The sequence below is a fragment of the Paenibacillus sp. 37 genome, from assembly GCF_008386395.1.
GTDB classification, from domain to species: domain Bacteria; phylum Bacillota; class Bacilli; order Paenibacillales; family Paenibacillaceae; genus Paenibacillus; species Paenibacillus amylolyticus_B.
On record NZ_CP043761.1, the window covers coordinates 3,575,334 to 3,592,909 of the forward strand.

Consider the following 17,576-nt stretch of genomic DNA (forward strand, 5'->3'; position numbering starts at 1 on the left):
TGTTTGTTTTTTCCTTTTCTTTTGAGTAAATATTTTGTATGATACAAGAGACGTGAATGATGGAGGAGGAGTTTGGATGTATCGACAAGTGGATGATTTTTTAAAGGAATGGGCAGTGGCTGTGAAAGGAACATTGCAAGTATTACAAGCCGTAACAGATGATAAATTAGGACAAAGTATTTTAGAAGGGCATAGTACACTAGGTTGGTTAGGCTGGCATTTAGCAGAAACAACAGGTTATTTTAGTCATTTAGCAGGTTTAACTGTACCAATGATTGGTCAAGATGAGCCAGTTCCAGCGACAGCAAGAGAAATTGTAGCAGCTTACGAAAAAGCAGCAGAGGCGGTCAAAGAAGAGGTAGCCAAGCTATCAAATGAGGACTTGCTAACAGAAACAGGCTTAGAAAGTCTTGCAACAAAAGGTTCATTATTACGTTTCTTAATTGACCACCAAACACATCACCGCGGCCAAATGACGGTGCTATTACGTCAAGCAGGCTTACCAGTACCGCCCGTGATGGGTCCAACAAAAGAAATGCAATAAAGTTAGAGTCTTTAATAGGCGGCTGATTGATTTGTTTGAGTTCGGTATTGCATTTAAATTAGAGGTAGGTGTAAACATGATCCAATTAACAAACCGCCAGGCACGGCAATTTCTATTGCTGAAGCATGGACTTTTGGGCGAATATAAATTTAGTGAAAAGCAGGGTGTATTGGACTTTGCTCGGCAGGTCAGCTGCATTCAATACGACCCCATCGATGTTTGCGGAAAAAACGCCGAATTGGTGCTACAGTCGCGAATCAAGGGATTTACCAAGGGAATGCTCGCCGAGTTGCTATATGAGGATAGAAGCCTTGTCGATTATCCAGACAAGAACCTAGCCATTATCTCTGTCGAGGACTGGCCGTATTTTGAGCGATACAGGCAAGCCGCAAGGCAACATGCCAAACGCTATCCCGAAATGGAAGCGTTGACTACGCAAGTACGGGCTCATATTCAAAATCACGGTGCACTAAGTTCGGATGATTTAAAATTGGATGGGGATTTCTCTTGGCAATCGGCCATCCACTGGAGCGGTGGAAACAATTCATCTCGATCGGTGCTGGAACAGATGTATTCGACGGGTGAGTTGATTATCCATCATAAAAAAGGAACGCGTAAATATTACGATATAGCTAAGAAGTACATACAACCAAATCTGCTGAATGCATCAGAGCCGCTGGAGGATGAGCTTGAGCATCATAAGTGGCGGGTACTGCGTCGAATCGGCTCTGTTGGTCTCTTATGGAATCGTGCGTCAGATGCATGGCTGAATATATGGGGGCTGAAAGCAGCACAGCGCACCGAGGTTTTTCGCCAGCTATTACACGAAAATCGTATTGTTGCTGTTGCTGTGGAACAAATGAAGGATATGCTTTACTGCCTCGCGGAGGATTTACCGCTTATTGAAGTTGTTCTGAGAAATCAGGAGCAGAAATTGCGTTGTGAACTTATTGCCCCTCTAGATAATTTCATATGGGACAGAAAACTTATCAACAAATTGTTTGGCTTCGATTACACCTGGGAGATTTACACGCCTGCAATCAAACGAAAATTCGGCTATTATGTGCTGCCTCTATTATATGGAGAAAGCTTCATTGGACGGGCCGAGATAATCGTGGAGCGAAAAACTGGAACGCTCGTTCTTAAAAACATCTGGTACGAGAACGGTCTGAAGCAAACAACGCAATTGCGAACAGCCTTGAACAGTTGTGTCCAAAAGTTTGCGATATTCAACGGGTGTGAGACGATTTCGGCAGAGTCTATAAAACCAACCATAAATTAAAATAGGTCATTCCGCTAACGGATAACGTTAGTTTAATAAACAGGCCACAATTGGTACATTTATCACTCGTAAAAGAACTCTCCAGACTAGGTGGGTTCTTGCATTTTTATCCATATGTTTGCGGGTGGTTTCAGTTACGCTGGTATTGCCCCTAAGAGTAGGTAGTTTGTTCTAGCTCGAAGAATGACCATAATTAATTTTGTGCGCTTATATTACCTTTTTTTGTTATACTCACCGAAGAATAAGAAATATTCCCAATGTTTCCTGTTACAGTTTGTAGTTTTAAAGATTCAACATATCAACTCTGATACATAAGCTAACTATTATAGTGCGGGCAGTGGTAAGGTAATGCGAAATGATAGATGAAGCATATACATTCAACTTTTTCCACTCAGACTTGAAAGGATCGTTAATGTGCTAAAAATTATTAATTTTCTTCTTTTTTTGCTGATCATTTGGGTAGTCATCTTTTATCCTTTTCGTTTTGTTTGGTTTGAAGGTGTAAAACAGATTCCCGCAGATCTTCATGGTGTTTATTTACTTTTCTTGTTCTTTGGATATCTGATCATTTCATCTGCTATGGGACTTATGCTTGGCAAGATGTTTTTCAAACGAAAAGAACAGTAATTATGGGTACGTATGGAGGTTTAAGAATGGACGGAGACATTTTAATCAATCAATTCTTAAAACTTTTTCCTGAATTTTTCGATTGTTACATAGAGCACTTGGAATTAAATCAAGAGTTTCTAGGACATGTGTTTTTTGGTGATGAAGTGGCTAATTATGTTGAAGGATTGCTTCGTGAAAATGATGACACAGAACAACTTGAGAAGTTTTTTGATTTTTTCGAATGGATGGCAACTCAAACGAGCCTTTATATTGTACAAGTGTTATCTACTACAATCTTGTATGATCTAGGTGGGCAAACAGATATTTTGCAAAAAGCTCAATTTTATATGAAACCACATACTAAAAGACTTTCTCAAGAAATAGAAGATTTGCACTCAGGGAAATATTTTTCATAGAATAATCTGCTGCAGATTAGGTATTCAATGCGTTTGAATCGTTGGTTTATAATATCATTCAAGGTCGCTAAAGCAGCGGCTTTTTTGTTTTATCCATGTAATTTCCTATCTTAGGGGTTGAAGGGGAAAGGACTTATTTCAATGATCGATTAGATAATTATGGATAACTTTTGCTTGGGATACGTCTTCAATCGCATCAATCAGCGCGGCGGAAGCAATGAAGGAGTTTACTACATTTTTCGAAGAACTGGGAGGCAACTAACACATTAGATTGGATCAGTTTCAATCTGGACATATATCCTTTGTCTTAAGACATGGGAAAAATAGGTTCTTGAATTTCTTACCCGATGTACAGCCGAATCCGAGATTGTGATAGGCTGTATCTACAAAAGTATTGCACGTTCTAAATGGAAGGGGATAATTTACTTGGATCAGGAACTTGCGACCACGATTGCTATCGAATTTAAGAACAATCAGAAGGTGTTGAATGCGATCGGAGACGAAACCCGGCAAGCCATCCTCATAGCCTTGATTCAAGGGCCGCAAAAACCCGGCATGCGCGTAGGAGAGATCAGGATGAAGACTCACCTTTCCCGACCAACCGTATCACATCATCTGAAAATATTGAAAGAATCAGAGATAATAAGTGTTCGTAAAGAAGGAACTCTCAACTATTACAGCCTTGACTCCGGTAGCAAGTTGAAATTGTTAAAAAACCTGGTGAACCAAATAGAAAAGTTGCTAGCGCAATGCGAAGAACAAGCATCGGAACAACAAATAGGAAACAGGGGGAGTTGCGAATGAATCAGACAGTCGCAGCCGCAAACGGAGTGGGCATTCCTCAACTAGGGTTCGGCCTATATAAGATCAAAGACGGGGGGACCTTCGAGAGGACTGTCGAGGAGGCTATTCGAATGGGTTATCGCCATTTCGATACGGCCAAAATTTATGGTAATGAAGCGGTGTTAGGTCGGGTCATCCAAAACAGCGGCATTCCCAGGGAGGAGTTCTTCATTACCTCCAAGGTATGGACGACAGACCTGGGCTACCGTGCGACGAAAAGGGCGTTCGAGCAGACTTGCCAGAAGCTGAACGTAACATATCTCGATATGTATTTGATTCATTTTGCTGGTCCTCAATACGTGAATGCTTGGAAGGCGATGGAAGAGTTATACGACGCAGGTAAAATCAAAGTTATAGGTGTAGCCAATTTCGAGATCCGGCATCTAGAGCATCTGAAGAAACATTCCCGGATTTCGCCGATGGTAAATCAGATCGAGACCCATCCGGAATTTCCGCAACATGAATTGCATGATTATATGGTTCGGCATCGGATTCTGCATGAGGCTTGGGGACCGTTGGGGCAGGGTAGCAAAGCGCTGCTGGAGCATCCGGAGCTGGCGGCAATTTCCTTTCGTCATCAGAAGTCGGTTGCGCAAGTCATTTTGCGCTGGCATCTGCAACGTGGAATTATTGTCATCCCCAAATCATCGAATCCTCAAAGGATAAAAGAGAACAGCGAAATATTCGACTTTGAGTTGAATGAGAAGGAGATGGAACAAATACGACGGTTGGACACGGGTAAGAGATATTCCGTAAGTCCGAATGGCTACATGGTCAACCCGTTTTATATCAATTTGATGAAGTTATTTATTCGCTCTCATTGATGGATCATAGAATATATAAAAAAGGTGTCTATACGTAATTGTTTTATTGGGGCTGTCCTGTGAGTCATGAGCATGACCGGGTACAGCCTTTTGTCAGGATTATGCAGTTCTAACGGACCTAGCAGACGCTATTTGCTCCCATTTGCATAGGATTGATTCTAACGAATCATAGAGACGTTATTTCATCGAGTTGGTGCTTGAAGAGAAGGAATTCCTTCTGAGATACTCCCATCTTTACATTCGATGAGTTGTTCTTCAGCAATTGCTTTTAAAATATTGTAAATCCATGTAGAGACATGATAAGATGAGAAGGGATCTGTTTGAATGAGGTTACCTAAATCAAAATTCGGGAGTGTTATTATATTGAACAACAATAACATTAAAGTTGGTGTCTCTAATAAAGAAGGCCAGTTAGGTTTTGTCTTTTCGAGAGGTGGTCTGCGAGAAGGTTCTGGGAGAAAGAGTATAGGTGTGACTAAAAAAATATCTTTAACTCTAACAGAGGACATGTGGGGAGAAATCGAAAACCATTGCACAGAGCATAAACTTTCTCGTTCGGAGGCTATACGTAACATCATTGAGTCCTTCTATTCATAATAATTTCTTTATTCGAGGTAGGTGAGGTCTTTGCTGGTAGAGATAACAAAAGATTCTCTTATGAATGCCATACAATATGTGATAAAGGCAGTAGCAGCAAATAGTTCGATACCAATTCTTCAAGGAATACATATTCAAGCAGGTGCAGATGGCGTTACTTTTACGGCAAGTAATACAAGTTTGACGATACAGTCTATGATTGCTCATGATGATGTTTCTCTGACTGTAAAAAGAGCAGGGGCTATCGTTATACCATCGCGTTATTTTCACGATATTATTCGTAAATTTAATGATGACCAAATTATACTTGAAATTAAAGAGCCAATGATTCTTTCGATTGTATCCGGTCATTCTCAATTACGTTTATGCGGCATGGACCCTACAGAATTCCCTTCCATTGATGATGGAGAGGCGTTCCCTTCTACTAAACTACGCATTAATACTTCCTTACTTCGTTCGACTATTAAACAGCTAGCGATCGTAGCTTCAACGTCCGATACCAGCCCCATACTAACAGGAGTTTCGTTGGAATTCCGTAATGATTGTCTAAACGTAATTGCTACAGACGGAGTGCGGCTTGCATACCGAACCTTAAATTTAGAAAATGCTGCCAACAACAGTGTGAACGTTATTATTCCAGCGAAAAATCTCTATGAATTGTCGAAAATGTTAAACAAAACAGATGAAACGACTGAAATTGAAGTGATTAACCATCGAGTTAATTTCACGACAAATGGACTGAAAGTGGAGTCGGCTCTTATTGAAGGAACATTCCCATCCATGATGAATGTAATTCCTCAATCGTATGTGTGTGAAATCTCAGTTGATAAAGCATGTTTGTTGAAAGCGGTTGAATGTGTAACTGTAATGGCTAGTGCACATGTGATCAAACTAGTAGCTAATGCAGACACATTAAAACTATTGTCCAAAACAGCCGATGTTGGAGATATTCAGAATGAAATTCCAATATTAGAGATGCGTGGGGAAGAATTTATGATATCACTTAATGGGAAGTTCTTTTTCGATATACTTCGAAACATGGATTGCGCGAGTGTACGAATAAGATTCGCAGGGAAAACTAGTCCTATCGTTGTACTTCCAGATAATACGCTTATGTCTAGTTTGTTCTTGATCACTCCAGTGATGAGCCGGTGAACCGTATCATATATAAGAGCAAGCTTTCACCTGACTTTTTCGTGCAGAAATTGCAAGGTATTCATTAATTATTTCCCATAAAATCACCTTGAAGGGAGGGAGTACGATGGATTGGTTGGATAGGATGAATGGCGCCATGGAATATATCGAAACAAATCTAGCGGACACTATTTCATTTGATGAGATAGCACAGCGAGCCTTTTGCTCTACCTATCATTTTCAAAGAATGTTTCCATTTATTACTGGCGTATCGTTATCGGAGTACATTCGACGTCGACGGTTGACATTGGCGGCATTTGAATTGCAGACAACAAGCACAAAGGTTATTGATGTAGCTATGAAATATGGATATGAATCGCCAGAGGCGTTTGCACGGGCCTTTAAGAATCTTCATGGTATTATGCCTACATCTGCTCGCGATACAGGCGTTTCGCTAAAAGCCTATCCTCGAATGTCCTTTCATATTTCAATAAAAGGGGATGTCGAAATGAATTACCGTATTGAGCAAAGAGATTCTTTTGAGATGTTTGGGGTATATGGAATTATAAATGCAGACCAGAAAACAGCGTTCGCTGAAGTACCTCAATTCCGTATAAAATGTGATGAGGATGGCAGCGTTGATCATATGAATGACTTACTGGGACGTTTTGGTGATACCATGCTACATGCCGCCCTTTATGATCACACGAAAGAATCTTTCAAATACATGATCTGTTATCATGTACCTAAGGGGCTTGAAATTCCGGAGAGATTCACAAAACTTGCTGTCCCACCATTAACGTGGGCGGTTTTCCCAGAGCCGCAGTGTGATATGCAAAAATTATGGCAACGAATCTATTCTGAGTGGTTTCCTACATCTGAATACGAACAGGTTGAGGGCCCTACTTTCGAAATGTATTATGGAATGGCACGACATGGGAATGTTTCAGGTGAGATCTGGATACCCGTGAAGAAAAAATAACGTTTTTATATGAGCGAAATGCAGGCGTTAACGAAGAAGACAACTGAAAAATTAAGATTATAATATAGGTCATCCCCACAAAGGATGGCCTTATAACTTGCCGTTACAGACCGCGACTAGAACCTTATCACCAATAGTTATAGGGGAGATTGTCCGATTAATTTATCTTGAGGGGGTTTAGCATGAATATTAAAATACGAGAAATTATATCCGATGATTATGCTGAAGTTGTTTTTTTATGGAATGATGTACTTGAAATTCGTAATGTTAATGATGCAAACTTCCGAGTGACTATGGAAGAGATGAATAAGGCCGGGAATTACAAAACATTTGTCGCACTAATAGATAATGAAGTCGTCGGTTTTGTAACAATTGTACAGTCATTATCTGTAGGCGTTCCAATGGGGTATCTACATATTCAAGCTCTTGCTGTTAAAAGGGAGCTGCAAAACAGAGGAATAGGTACAAAACTACTAAGACAGACTGAAAATTATGCTAAAGAACGGGGAATATCAAGTATTATTTTATGTAGTGGAATGAAACGAACCAACGCCCATGCTTTTTATGAACATAACGGCTATGACAGAGATTCATATTGCTTTGATAAGGTGATCGACTTAACCCATTAATTGCTCTAAAAAGACCAACACACTCTGTGAACTTAAGAGTGGAAGTTGGTTTTTTTCATTGCCATATATAATTGTATTAAACGGGTGTACCGCCAAAATAATTAAAGAGCTTAATCGTAAGTTATATAGGATCATTCAAAGTCGCTAATCTAAAATAGCGGCTTTTTTGCTTTTCTGTTTTGAGTGGGGGGGCTGGACCTCCTGTTCGTAAGGAGGATGGGACGGAGTACTCATACAACTCATTGATTATATTTCGTATTAGTACCAATACTACATAATCAAGGGGGATTGTGAAAATGAAGTTGCAACCCAAATTTTCCAAACAAATCGTTCGCAATATTGATCTAATTTGTGACTTCATGGGAAACAGTTCTGATTTTGTGGTTCGTGAGATCACAATTGGAAGGAATCACGCCGCTCTGTTTTATTTGGACGGCATGGTTGATATGCAGAAGGTACAAGACAATGTGATTCGTCCATTGCATGAATTCGCCTTTTCAGATAGGGATGAGATGTCTTTACCATTTTTAAAAAATAGCATTCTGGATGTCGGCGAAGCAAGTTTGGTTCAGAGCTTTGAAGATGCGTTGGATCAAATCCTTTCAGGCGGAGCTCTACTGTTACTGGACGGTATGGATGAAGGATTAGTTATTTCCTTGCCAGGATGGGAAGAACGCAGCATTACCGAATCGAAGGTGCAGCCTGTTATCAGAGGTCCGCAAGAATCGTTTACGGAAACGTTACGCACAAATACAACAATGGTTCGCCGCAGGGTCAAAGATACAAGAGTGCGACTAACAAACGTCAAAGTTGGTGAAAAAACCAAGACGGACATATCGGTCATGTATATGGATGGGATCGCTGATCAGGACATGGTTCTGAACTTGATATCCAGATTAAAAAGCATGAGCGTAGATCGTGTGCTTGAAGGCGAATATCTCGAAGAATCCCTCACAGAGAAGAAACAGTTTACTATTTTTCCGATTTTCTATAATTCGGATCGTCCAGATTCTATTGCAGCAGGAGTCATGGAGGGCAAAATTGCAATATTCGTAGATGGAACCCCCTTCGTTATTCTTGCCCCTGCGGTGTTTGTTGATTTCATTCAATCTGCCGAGGATTATTATCAATCTTATATTTACAGCAGTATTATTCGAATATTAAGATACATCTCCCTGGCAATATGTATGTTGGCTCCAGCCATATATGTTGCGTTAACAACGTTCCATCAGGATATGATTCCCACGGTACTGTTATTAAGTTTATCCGCGCAGCGTGAAGGAGTACCTTTTCCGGCATTTGTAGAGGCAATCATCATGGAAGTGATTTTTGAAATTCTGAGAGAGGCAGGCCTTCGAATGCCAAGAACGGTCGGTCAGGCAGTGTCTATTGTCGGTTCCATCGTTATTGGCCAAGCTGCCGTAGAAGCAAACATTGTTTCACCTGTTATGGTCATTGTCGTTGCCATTACAGCTATTTCAAGCTTTGTTATACCCTCTTATACCATGGCCATTCCAATCCGGATATTGCGATTTGTGTTTATCGGGTTAGCCGCTATCTATGGAGTATATGGTTTGACTGTTGGCATGCTCATACTTTTTGTACATCTGAATAGCCTTCATTCATTTGGTGTGCCGTATATGAGTCCTTTTGCGAATTACAATTCGTCAAAGCAAAGTGATGCCGTACTGCGTTTTCCATTCAGGAATAAAACAAAGCAGCACACAAAACAAAAGGAGTAGGCCCCATGAACTCGTACCGATCCAGAATTTTAAAACCGCTTGTTTACATCTTGCTAATGGTCGTTGTTACGGGTTGTTGGAACAGTAAGGAGCTGAACGAAATTTCCGTCGTGATAGCTCTGGGTATTGATACAGTGGATGATCAATATGAGATCAGTCTGCAAGTTGTTGACCCTTCTCAAATGTCTCGTAATCGGGCTATGGAACGGTCGCCAACAATCGTTTTTTCCAGCCGCGCTGATACCCTATTTGAAGCCATTCGCAAACTGACAACCGAATCATCTCGGAAAATGTACATGTCACACTTAAAGTTTGTAATCTTTGACGAGAACACGGCAAGAAAAGGCATTAAGAAGCCATTGGATTTTCTGTTCCGGGATCATGAAGTTCGGCCTGATTTCCATTTGGCTATTGTCAGGGGAAGTTCGGCGAAGGATGCCGTTTCTTTTGTAGCTCCAACCGAGGTTTTACCTGCAATGGATATGTATAAAGCTTTGAAAGTATCTGAGAAAACATGGGCACCCACCTCCGCGGTCGATGTCAAAGATCTTCTTCAACGTTTAACAAAAGACGGCATCGAGCCTGTTCTTACAGGCATTCGATTGAACAATCTGAATAAAGGTCTTACCATCGATAACGTGAAAAAATCACCTCAACATGTGAATTATTTATTTACCGGAATTGGTGTTTTTCAGGGTGACCGTTTGACTGGCTGGATAGAAGAATCCAAGAGCAAGGCATTTACCTACATATCCAACCGCGTTTCCAGTACAGTTGCTTCCGTTAGCTGTCCGAATTCCGAAGGGAAGTTTGCTTTTGAAGTCATTCATAACAACGTAAAAATCATTCCAAAAATAAAAGACAATGAGCCACACATTACTCTTGAAGTGGATACAGAAGCCAACATCGGAGAGGTCACGTGTAATGCTGACCTGAAGGATGAAAAGACGTTTAATGCGTTTCAAGATGCAGGCAGAGAAGAACAGGAGAAAATTTTGAAAGAAGGCATTCAAAATGCGCAGCAGATCGGTTCCGATATATTCGGGTTCGGAGAGGCTTTTCATCGAAAGTACCCATATGAGTGGCATAAATGGAAAGCGGACTGGACAAGAAAATTTCAAAATCTCCAGGTAGATATTAATCTCCGTTATCGTTTGAACCGTGTCGGAAAAATCACCAATTCCGTCGATTCCTATCAGAACAATTAGGAGTGGATGTATATGTTATATGTAATACTTGTGGGATCATTTGTCGCAATGATTATTGAATTTCGAGCATTGAAGGAGAAGCACTACATACGTGAAATCGTATGTGGCATGGTATTCTTTGCTGTTGGAGTTACACTTAACGTTCTGAGAATAGCGCATATTGAACTGCCGAGTCCACTGGTAGGAATTCGGATTCTATTCCAACCATTAAGCGAGTTCATTGCAACAATATTATCATAGAAGGGGACTTTGGAGTGAATACCAAGCTGACTGTTCGCCAGGCCATTACATGGTTTGCTCTATATCAAATAGGAAGTGCATACTTAGTGCTGCCAGCGGCTATTACCTCTGTTGCTAAACAGGATGCTTGGCTTTCTATTCCCATTTCTTTGGCCGTTCATCTGATGTTGATACCGTTGTATACCTCTATCGCCAAGCACATGAAAGGGAGAACTTTTGTGGAGTATCTACGTTGTCTCTTCGGCCCTCTGGGCGGTACGATTGCCACAGTTTTCATTTTTTCCTTTCCCTTTCTTGAGTGTATCATGACACTTCGAAATCTAGGCGACTTTGTGACGACATCTATAATGCCCGAAACACCTTATGATGCCATATATTTCATTATGCTTATAGCCGTATATCTCGCTGTCCGGTCGGGTCCAGTCGTTATTGGCCGGTCTGCAGAAGTTTTGTTCTTTTTCTTTTTAGTCCTATATATATTGGTCAGAATCACTCTTCTTCCTGAGGTCGAGATAAATAATCTTTTTCCTATTTTGGAAAACGGTTTGAAACCTGTCGTTCTCGCATCGATCAATTTATTCGCTTTTCCTTATGCAGAAGCGATCCTCTATCTTTTTTTTGCACATCACTTCTCGGATCCGAAACAATGGAGAAAGTCAGTCATTGTGAGTGCTTTAATTAGCGGCACTATGTATTTTTTTATGATGTTGCAGATCATCACAGTCATCAGCGCTGGTGTAATAGCGGATTTGACGTTTCCTACATTTTTTATTGACCGAACCATAAATATAGGCGAGTTTCTTCAGCGATTCGAAATCATCCTGGCAATCGTCTGGTTCATTACTATTTTTTTCCGCCTTGCACTGCTTCTGTATATTTCCGCACAAGGGCTTGCGGATGCTTTTCGCCTACGTAATGCTAACGTTCTGTTGATTCCTCTGATATTGATCATATTAGCCATGGCCAATTTCATATGGCCTAACATGTCATTCATAATCGAGTTAAATCAAGTGTGGCCTTATTATGCCATGATTTTCGGCATTATGTTTCCTGCTGTGCTTTGGTTGACTAGCAAGATTAGAGGATATTCAGAATCGATTAAGGAGTACTAATTCTTGTCCTCTGCTGAAGACAAGAACTTGTTTCGCGCTGGTGGAAGACTACAACTGCTCACAAAGAACATAATAACCGACAGTATAGCTAAATCACATCAGCATCTATAGAATTTCATTTGTGGATCATATTTCTCCGATACTGATAGGGCGTAACTCCGTATTCCACTTTGAACAACTGGATAAAATATTGATTTTTTCGGTAACCAACCATCTGGGCTATATCGGCTACACGGAGTTCCGAATCTTGAAGCAATTGAGAAGCCTTCTCCAACCTCTTCCTGGAAATGTAGTTTGACACATTTTCTCCTGTCTCTTGTTTAAATAGTTTGGAAAAGTAGACGGGATGGAGGTGTGCAACTTTCCCCAGTTCGTCCAGGCTAAGGCCATGTGACAGATGGTCTTCGATATACGTTTGTACTTTGTCAACGATGGTTTGAATGGACATCTGTTTGTTGTTTCTGATCCGACTGACTCGACCCATGAGAGTTGAGGATAGTTCATCAGGATAGCGTAACTGGTTGAATATCCACTCCACGGTTTCAGAGGGATCGCGATCCTTATCCGTCAGATATACATATAGAATGGTCTCCATAAGAAAGATTACTTTTTGCTTTTGGAGACGGATTTGATCATATTTTTTAATGATATTTCCCGCTGACTCCCAATCACCGCATGATGGAGAATGGTTGAATATGCCAATGAAGTCTTCCAGGCATACTTCCTCATTATGGAAGAACCTGTAGAACATCTGTCGGGTCACATTTCGATCAGCCAACAAAAATGGAGAAGACACGACCGATTGCTCCAGTTTGATAGTCAGTTCCCCAGCAGCTTCTTGCGGAACAAGAGCGAACAGTTGCGTGCCCGCAGTCCAAACGAGACGATCCAGTTTGTCTCCGACTGTACGTTTTATAACATCCTCATGTTCCTGTGTAAAACCCTCGAGCTTGAAGCAGCACATACGACGACGCCCTAATAATTCAGTATAAGCATCATATTGCTTCCTTAATGTCTCGTTATGACCAAGAAGCGAAAGCAAATACCCCAATCCATTGAAGTTCTCCCATGCGACAGATTGAGTGGGCCGTATCTTTGCAATATTATTGATGGCTTTGGACATGGCTTTCTCCACATCATCTTTGTCGACAGGTTTGAGCAAGTAGTCGAGCGCACCTAAACGGATTCCTTGTTGTGCATATTCGAACTCGGAGTAGCCGGAAAGGATGATCACTTTGGTTGGCAAGTTATGTTGGTGGATATGTTGAAGCAGATCAATACCAGACACCTCAGGCATTCGGATGTCAGTGATCAGAATATCGATGTGGTTTTGAGTCAACATGTCTCGGGCTTCAATCGAATTGGTCATCGTCTCGATCTGATCAATGCCAAAGGTGTTCCAATCGAGCAAGTGCTTCATATACTCCACGACATAATGTCCGTCATCCACAATTAATAATCGCATTAGTTATCTCCTTTCACCTCGGGAATGCTTAGGAGCAGCAAGACGGACAAGCCGCCCCAATCATTAGTAGTAAAATGTAACCCGCTAAGTTCGCCGTACGTATTTTTCAGACGTTGATTTACATTCCAGAGCCCTACGCCTTTAATTCCTTCAGGCGGGGTATCACTCTCAAGCCGAGCCTCCAGGCTGCGGATATCATCGAGTGAAAGACCTTTTCCGTCATCGGAGACCTTGATCGCTATTCCAGCCTCCGTCTGTTTTACATCAATTTTCACCCGATGGGCACCTTGTTGTCCTTCAATTCCATGTTGAATCGCATTTTCAACCACTGGCTGGATGATCAGCGGCATGAGGGGAAGGCAGGACAGTTCTGGCGGCAGATCAATGCTGTACTCCATTTTTTTGCTAAGAGCCATAATAATCAGGAAATGTTCCGCAAACTGAAGCTCGCTTTCCAGCGTGACTTCATGCCGGTCCAACTTCGTTAAATAACGATAATATTCAGCTAGATGTTTGCTCATGCGCATGACAGAATCAGGTGAAAATTGAGCCACCGACATGATGAAAAACAAACTATTGTACAAAAAATGAGGATTGATCTGAGCCTGGAGTTGTTGAAGTTCCGCACTTCGTCTGAGTTCCGTTTCAGTCTTCAAGGATACGAACAGATCCTGGATCTCGGTAACCATATGATTAAAACTTTTGAACAGGCTGTAAAACTCTCTATCCGTATTTTCGGTAATACGTGTATTATGATTGCCTTGTTCGACCTGTGAAAACTTCCGCTCCAACAAACGAATATTACGGTAATAGTTCCGGTAAAACGTAAAGATCACAACCAGACCAAGCGTGAAAACGGCTAAAATGCTGGCAAAAAAAACTTTACGGTTGCGGTCAATCGGTTGCAGAAAATCATTCGTCTGTGTATATGTAATCAGGTAGGCGTCGATTGATTCAATATAACGGGAAAGAACATAGTAATCGTCCGACTTGGTGTGATAATCATATTTCAAAGTGATCTCCGGCTGTGGAGAAATCATATTAGTAACCGCTTTCAATAGATCGTTGTCGACTTCTTTCTCACTCCATAGCTGATGGGAATTAAACCAAAAAAAAGCGTTTGAGCTGTCGTTGTTCACAGCCTTTTTCAGGAGATTTTTCAAATAATCGGTATTCAGCTTTACACCAACGACGTACTGAGTCGGTTCATTTTGTCCGGATTTTTGGATGTAAGGGTAGAGGGCAAAGTAATACAAGCTATTGCCGACGATTTGCCATCCCCGCCCATGAACCTCCTTAAATGGAAGCCTTGCCTCCGGCGTATTGTTCGTGGACAGAAACGTTTCTTCAGACTTCCAGTAGATGCCGATCGATTCAATCGATCGACTGGAGAGGAGCGTTTGCCGCAAGCGCTCAACGATATCGTTTTTCTTCATTTGGGAATCGTAATTGCTCAGCTCGATAACATGCCTCTGATAAAATCGGACATCACTGTCAGCTGCATATTGAACTCCGTACATGTTAGCCTCGTATATAATCCCGTCCAGAATGCCTTTCACATAATCAAGCTGGTTTTTGGAAGCGCCAATCAGATTTTCTTCAAGTGTCTTGGAGCTCAATCGGTTCATCACGAAAAACAAACTTAACGTCAGCAACAGAAAAAAAACAAAGAAATAGATGAATCGTTTCATATACATTTTTCTGATCATATGTGGTTCCTTTCATATCGCCAAACGTAGAAGTTCAAACTCCAGATCGGATTAACCTAAATATAAGCCAAACCTTCGAAAAGCGGAAGGGCAGCAACGACGATAAATGAAAGCGGTTTAAAATGCTTCAGGATGGGGTGATGATCTTGAAATTTTGGCATTTTGGAGTGAAAGCGCTTTTGTTAAGCTTATCTTCAAGGATCGCTTTCGAAAAGCCATCATAGAGGAGGTATGCAACATTAACGAGATTGTGCCCGCCAGATCCGCAAAAAAAACAAAAACAAAGCTTTCCCAGCGGACTTCATTCAAAAAGGAAATCAAGAAAAGCTGGCCTTTGTACGTACTGTGTATTCCCGCATTTGTGTTTGTCTGCATCTTTTCTTATGGCCCGATGGTAGGTTTGCTCATGGCATTTCAGGACTACAAACCATGGCTGGGCATTACAGGTTCACGGTGGATCGGGTTAGATAATTTCGAACGAATTTTCCAGTACAAAGAAGCCACACAAGCGATCGTTAATACGTTAATTATCGCCGTTTCTAAAATTATCGTTGGTATTATCGTTCCAATCGTCATGGCTATCCTGCTAAGTGAGATCCGAAATATGGGCATTAAGAAAAGTGTACAGACACTGGTGTATCTGCCGCATTTCTTGTCCTGGGTTACTGTGGCAGGCTTGATGATTGACATTCTCGGATTAGACGGGGGAATTAATCACATCTTGACCCGAATTTTCGGAAACGATCCCATTTACTTCTTGGGTGATCCTGATCTGTTTCGATTCACGGTTGTAATCAGCGACGTGTGGAAGAGCTTTGGCTTCGGCATGATTGTTTATCTGGCTACCATTGCCGGGATCAATCCTTCTTATTACGAAGCAGCTGAGATCGATGGCGCTACACGCCGGCAGCAAATTCGATACGTCACTTTGCCTAGCATGTTGCCCATGATTATCGTCATTTCTACGCTGAGTCTGGGCAATATTCTGGACGCGGGCTTTGATCAAGTTTTCAATCTGTACAATCCGCTTGTCTACAGTACGGGAGATATCATTGACACCTATGTCTACCGTTCATCCTTGTTAAACGGGCAATACGGCTTCGGGACCGCTGTCGGACTGTTCAAATCGGGAATCAGCTTGATTTTGATCGTTGTCTCCTACAGGCTGGCCTATAAATATGCCAATTACAAAATATTCTAACAAGGAGGGAGAGGGATCATGTACCATAAGACGACAGGTTATAGAGTATTCTCCTATTTTAATTACGCGTTCATGATACTGGCTGGTCTGGCGTGTTTTCTACCACTGCTTCATTTGTTGGCGCAATCGCTCAGCAGCAAAGCGGCCATTAGCGGTAATATGGTTTCATTTTGGCCGGTGGGGTTCAACGTGGACGCCTATGTAAAAACGTTCAACAATTCTAATTTCAACGGTGCCATGCTGACATCCATCACTCGAACCGTATTGGGTACAACCATCAGCATGTTTATCCTTACCTGTGCAGGATATGCTTTGTCCAAGGAATTCCGGGGACGCAACGTGCTCATGTGGTTTTTTATCTTTACCATGCTCTTCTCGGGGGGCTTGATACCTTCTTACATATTGATCACAGCCCTTGGATTAAAGGATACCATATGGGCTCTTGTGCTACCGGGCGCTTTCGGTGCTTATAATTTGATTCTTCTCGTCAATTTTTTCAAAACGATTCCAAAAGCCCTGGAAGAAGCAGCTTTCATTGACGGAGCTTCCTTTTTCGTAATTCTCAGCAAAATATATTTACCATTATCTCTGCCTGGCATCGCGACCGTATCCTTGTTCATTATGGTAGGGCACTGGAACTCCTGGTTTGACGGGATTTTGTACATGTCGGATGCAAGTAAGTATCCGTTGGCTTCGTTCTTACAGACGGTCGTTGTGCAGAGCAATATGCAGAATATGGCGATGAGCCAGTCTGAGGTGGCAGCCATGTCCGAACAGAGCATTAAGGCAGCACAAATTTTTGTCAGCACGCTCCCGATTATTTTGGTTTATCCTTTTTTGCAGCGTTATTTCGTGAAGGGAATCGTACTGGGAGCCGTCAAAGAATAGTTAGGATGACGATAAATTGGATTACTATAAGTTCATCTAAACATTTACACGATAACAGCGTTCGGAAGGTTGTTCTGTCATCGGAGTGCCAGTGTAAATATGCAATTAGTTGAACTTATATAGAAAACAAATTGAGTATGAGTGAAGGGGG

The 17,576-nt window shown here is 41.5% G+C and carries 17 protein-coding genes; 14 read left to right on the forward strand and 3 right to left on the reverse strand.

What is annotated here, in order from left to right:
- The first annotated feature begins 76 nt into the window (after positions 1 to 76).
- From F0220_RS15375 to F0220_RS15400, 5 genes are all read left to right on the forward strand, one after another.
- A complete protein-coding gene (locus F0220_RS15375) occupies positions 77 to 544 on the forward strand; it encodes a DinB family protein (RefSeq protein WP_105598775.1) in 468 nt (155 codons plus the stop codon).
- A 76-nt stretch (positions 545 to 620) separates the two neighbouring features.
- The gene (locus F0220_RS15380; RefSeq protein ID WP_105599143.1) at positions 621 to 1,826 is read left to right on the forward strand and encodes a winged helix-turn-helix domain-containing protein; all 1,206 of its coding nucleotides are present in this window, start codon (positions 621 to 623) and stop codon (positions 1,824 to 1,826) included.
- Between the two features lie 653 nt (positions 1,827 to 2,479).
- Positions 2,480 to 2,851, forward strand: a complete 372-nt coding sequence (locus F0220_RS15390) for a DUF7674 family protein (protein WP_105598777.1) — start codon at positions 2,480 to 2,482, stop codon at positions 2,849 to 2,851.
- A gap of 426 nt (positions 2,852 to 3,277) precedes the next feature.
- Positions 3,278 to 3,655, forward strand: a complete 378-nt coding sequence (locus F0220_RS15395) for an ArsR/SmtB family transcription factor (RefSeq protein ID WP_105598778.1) — start codon at positions 3,278 to 3,280, stop codon at positions 3,653 to 3,655.
- Entirely contained in the window at positions 3,652 to 4,518 is an 867-nt protein-coding gene (locus F0220_RS15400; protein WP_105598779.1) for an aldo/keto reductase, read from the forward strand. Before F0220_RS15395 ends, F0220_RS15400 begins: the two co-directional genes overlap by 4 nt.
- Positions 4,519 to 4,700: 182 nt before the next feature.
- Here F0220_RS15400 and F0220_RS33410 read toward each other — a convergent pair whose 3' ends face one another.
- A complete protein-coding gene (locus tag F0220_RS33410) occupies positions 4,701 to 5,096 on the reverse strand; it encodes a hypothetical protein (protein WP_181156140.1) in 396 nt (131 codons plus the stop codon).
- A gap of 49 nt (positions 5,097 to 5,145) precedes the next feature.
- Between F0220_RS33410 and dnaN the strand changes: the two genes are divergently transcribed.
- From dnaN to F0220_RS15440, 7 genes are all read left to right on the forward strand, one after another.
- Positions 5,146 to 6,270: a DNA polymerase III subunit beta gene (gene dnaN / locus F0220_RS15410; protein ID WP_105598781.1), complete on the forward strand. Its 1,125-nt coding sequence runs from the start codon at positions 5,146 to 5,148 to the stop codon at positions 6,268 to 6,270.
- A gap of 106 nt (positions 6,271 to 6,376) precedes the next feature.
- Positions 6,377 to 7,231 carry an AraC family transcriptional regulator gene (locus F0220_RS15415; RefSeq protein WP_105598782.1) on the forward strand — a complete coding sequence of 285 codons (855 nt, stop codon included), beginning with the start codon at positions 6,377 to 6,379 and terminating at the stop codon, positions 7,229 to 7,231.
- A gap of 182 nt (positions 7,232 to 7,413) precedes the next feature.
- Positions 7,414 to 7,860, forward strand: coding sequence for a GNAT family N-acetyltransferase (locus tag F0220_RS15420; protein WP_091018992.1), 447 nt, complete (start codon positions 7,414 to 7,416; stop codon positions 7,858 to 7,860).
- A 296-nt stretch (positions 7,861 to 8,156) separates the two neighbouring features.
- On the forward strand, positions 8,157 to 9,602 hold the full coding sequence (locus F0220_RS15425) for a spore germination protein (RefSeq protein WP_091018990.1): 1,446 nt from the start codon (positions 8,157 to 8,159) through the stop codon (positions 9,600 to 9,602).
- 5 nt (positions 9,603 to 9,607) lie between these two features.
- Complete coding sequence (locus tag F0220_RS15430; RefSeq protein WP_091018988.1) at positions 9,608 to 10,810, forward strand: Ger(x)C family spore germination protein; 1,203 nt, start codon at positions 9,608 to 9,610, stop codon at positions 10,808 to 10,810.
- A 12-nt stretch (positions 10,811 to 10,822) separates the two neighbouring features.
- The gene (locus F0220_RS15435) at positions 10,823 to 11,050 is read left to right on the forward strand and encodes a hypothetical protein (protein ID WP_091018986.1); all 228 of its coding nucleotides are present in this window, start codon (positions 10,823 to 10,825) and stop codon (positions 11,048 to 11,050) included.
- 14 nt (positions 11,051 to 11,064) lie between these two features.
- Positions 11,065 to 12,162, forward strand: a complete 1,098-nt coding sequence (locus F0220_RS15440) for a GerAB/ArcD/ProY family transporter (RefSeq protein ID WP_105598783.1) — start codon at positions 11,065 to 11,067, stop codon at positions 12,160 to 12,162.
- A gap of 115 nt (positions 12,163 to 12,277) precedes the next feature.
- On the opposite strand, the gene F0220_RS15445 is transcribed toward F0220_RS15440, so the two are convergent.
- Positions 12,278 to 13,627 carry a response regulator transcription factor gene (locus tag F0220_RS15445; protein ID WP_105598784.1) on the reverse strand — a complete coding sequence of 450 codons (1,350 nt, stop codon included), beginning with the start codon at positions 13,625 to 13,627 and terminating at the stop codon, positions 12,278 to 12,280.
- Complete coding sequence (locus tag F0220_RS15450) at positions 13,627 to 15,336, reverse strand: sensor histidine kinase (protein ID WP_105598785.1); 1,710 nt, start codon at positions 15,334 to 15,336, stop codon at positions 13,627 to 13,629. Before F0220_RS15450 ends, F0220_RS15445 begins: the two co-directional genes overlap by 1 nt.
- Before the next feature lie 316 nt (positions 15,337 to 15,652).
- Here F0220_RS15450 and F0220_RS15455 point away from each other — a divergent pair, with 316 nt between their 5' ends.
- Entirely contained in the window at positions 15,653 to 16,537 is an 885-nt protein-coding gene (locus tag F0220_RS15455) for an ABC transporter permease (protein WP_036616097.1), read from the forward strand.
- Positions 16,538 to 16,555: 18 nt separating this feature from the next.
- Positions 16,556 to 17,425, forward strand: coding sequence for a carbohydrate ABC transporter permease (locus tag F0220_RS15460; protein ID WP_017688372.1), 870 nt, complete (start codon positions 16,556 to 16,558; stop codon positions 17,423 to 17,425).
- The last annotated feature ends 151 nt before the right edge of the window (positions 17,426 to 17,576 follow it).

Excerpts from the sequence above, each read along its gene's own strand:
- F0220_RS15460 (WP_017688372.1), top strand. The coding sequence starts at position 16,556 with ATGTACCATAAGACGACAGGTTATAGAGTATTCTCCTATTTTAATTAC.
- F0220_RS15435 (WP_091018986.1), top strand. The coding sequence starts at position 10,823 with ATGTTATATGTAATACTTGTGGGATCATTTGTCGCAATGATTATTGAA.
- F0220_RS15380 (WP_105599143.1), top strand. The coding sequence starts at position 621 with ATGATCCAATTAACAAACCGCCAGGCACGGCAATTTCTATTGCTGAAG.
- F0220_RS15430 (WP_091018988.1), top strand. The coding sequence starts at position 9,608 with ATGAACTCGTACCGATCCAGAATTTTAAAACCGCTTGTTTACATCTTG.
- F0220_RS15450 (WP_105598785.1), bottom strand. The coding sequence starts at position 15,336 with ATGATCAGAAAAATGTATATGAAACGATTCATCTATTTCTTTGTTTTT.
- F0220_RS15415 (WP_105598782.1), top strand. The coding sequence starts at position 6,377 with ATGGATTGGTTGGATAGGATGAATGGCGCCATGGAATATATCGAAACA.
- F0220_RS33410 (WP_181156140.1), bottom strand. The coding sequence starts at position 5,096 with ATGATGTTACGTATAGCCTCCGAACGAGAAAGTTTATGCTCTGTGCAA.
- F0220_RS15420 (WP_091018992.1), top strand. The coding sequence starts at position 7,414 with ATGAATATTAAAATACGAGAAATTATATCCGATGATTATGCTGAAGTT.
- F0220_RS15445 (WP_105598784.1), bottom strand. The coding sequence starts at position 13,627 with ATGCGATTATTAATTGTGGATGACGGACATTATGTCGTGGAGTATATG.
- F0220_RS15425 (WP_091018990.1), top strand. The coding sequence starts at position 8,157 with ATGAAGTTGCAACCCAAATTTTCCAAACAAATCGTTCGCAATATTGAT.
- F0220_RS15390 (WP_105598777.1), top strand. The coding sequence starts at position 2,480 with ATGGACGGAGACATTTTAATCAATCAATTCTTAAAACTTTTTCCTGAA.
- F0220_RS15375 (WP_105598775.1), top strand. The coding sequence starts at position 77 with ATGTATCGACAAGTGGATGATTTTTTAAAGGAATGGGCAGTGGCTGTG.
- F0220_RS15400 (WP_105598779.1), top strand. The coding sequence starts at position 3,652 with ATGAATCAGACAGTCGCAGCCGCAAACGGAGTGGGCATTCCTCAACTA.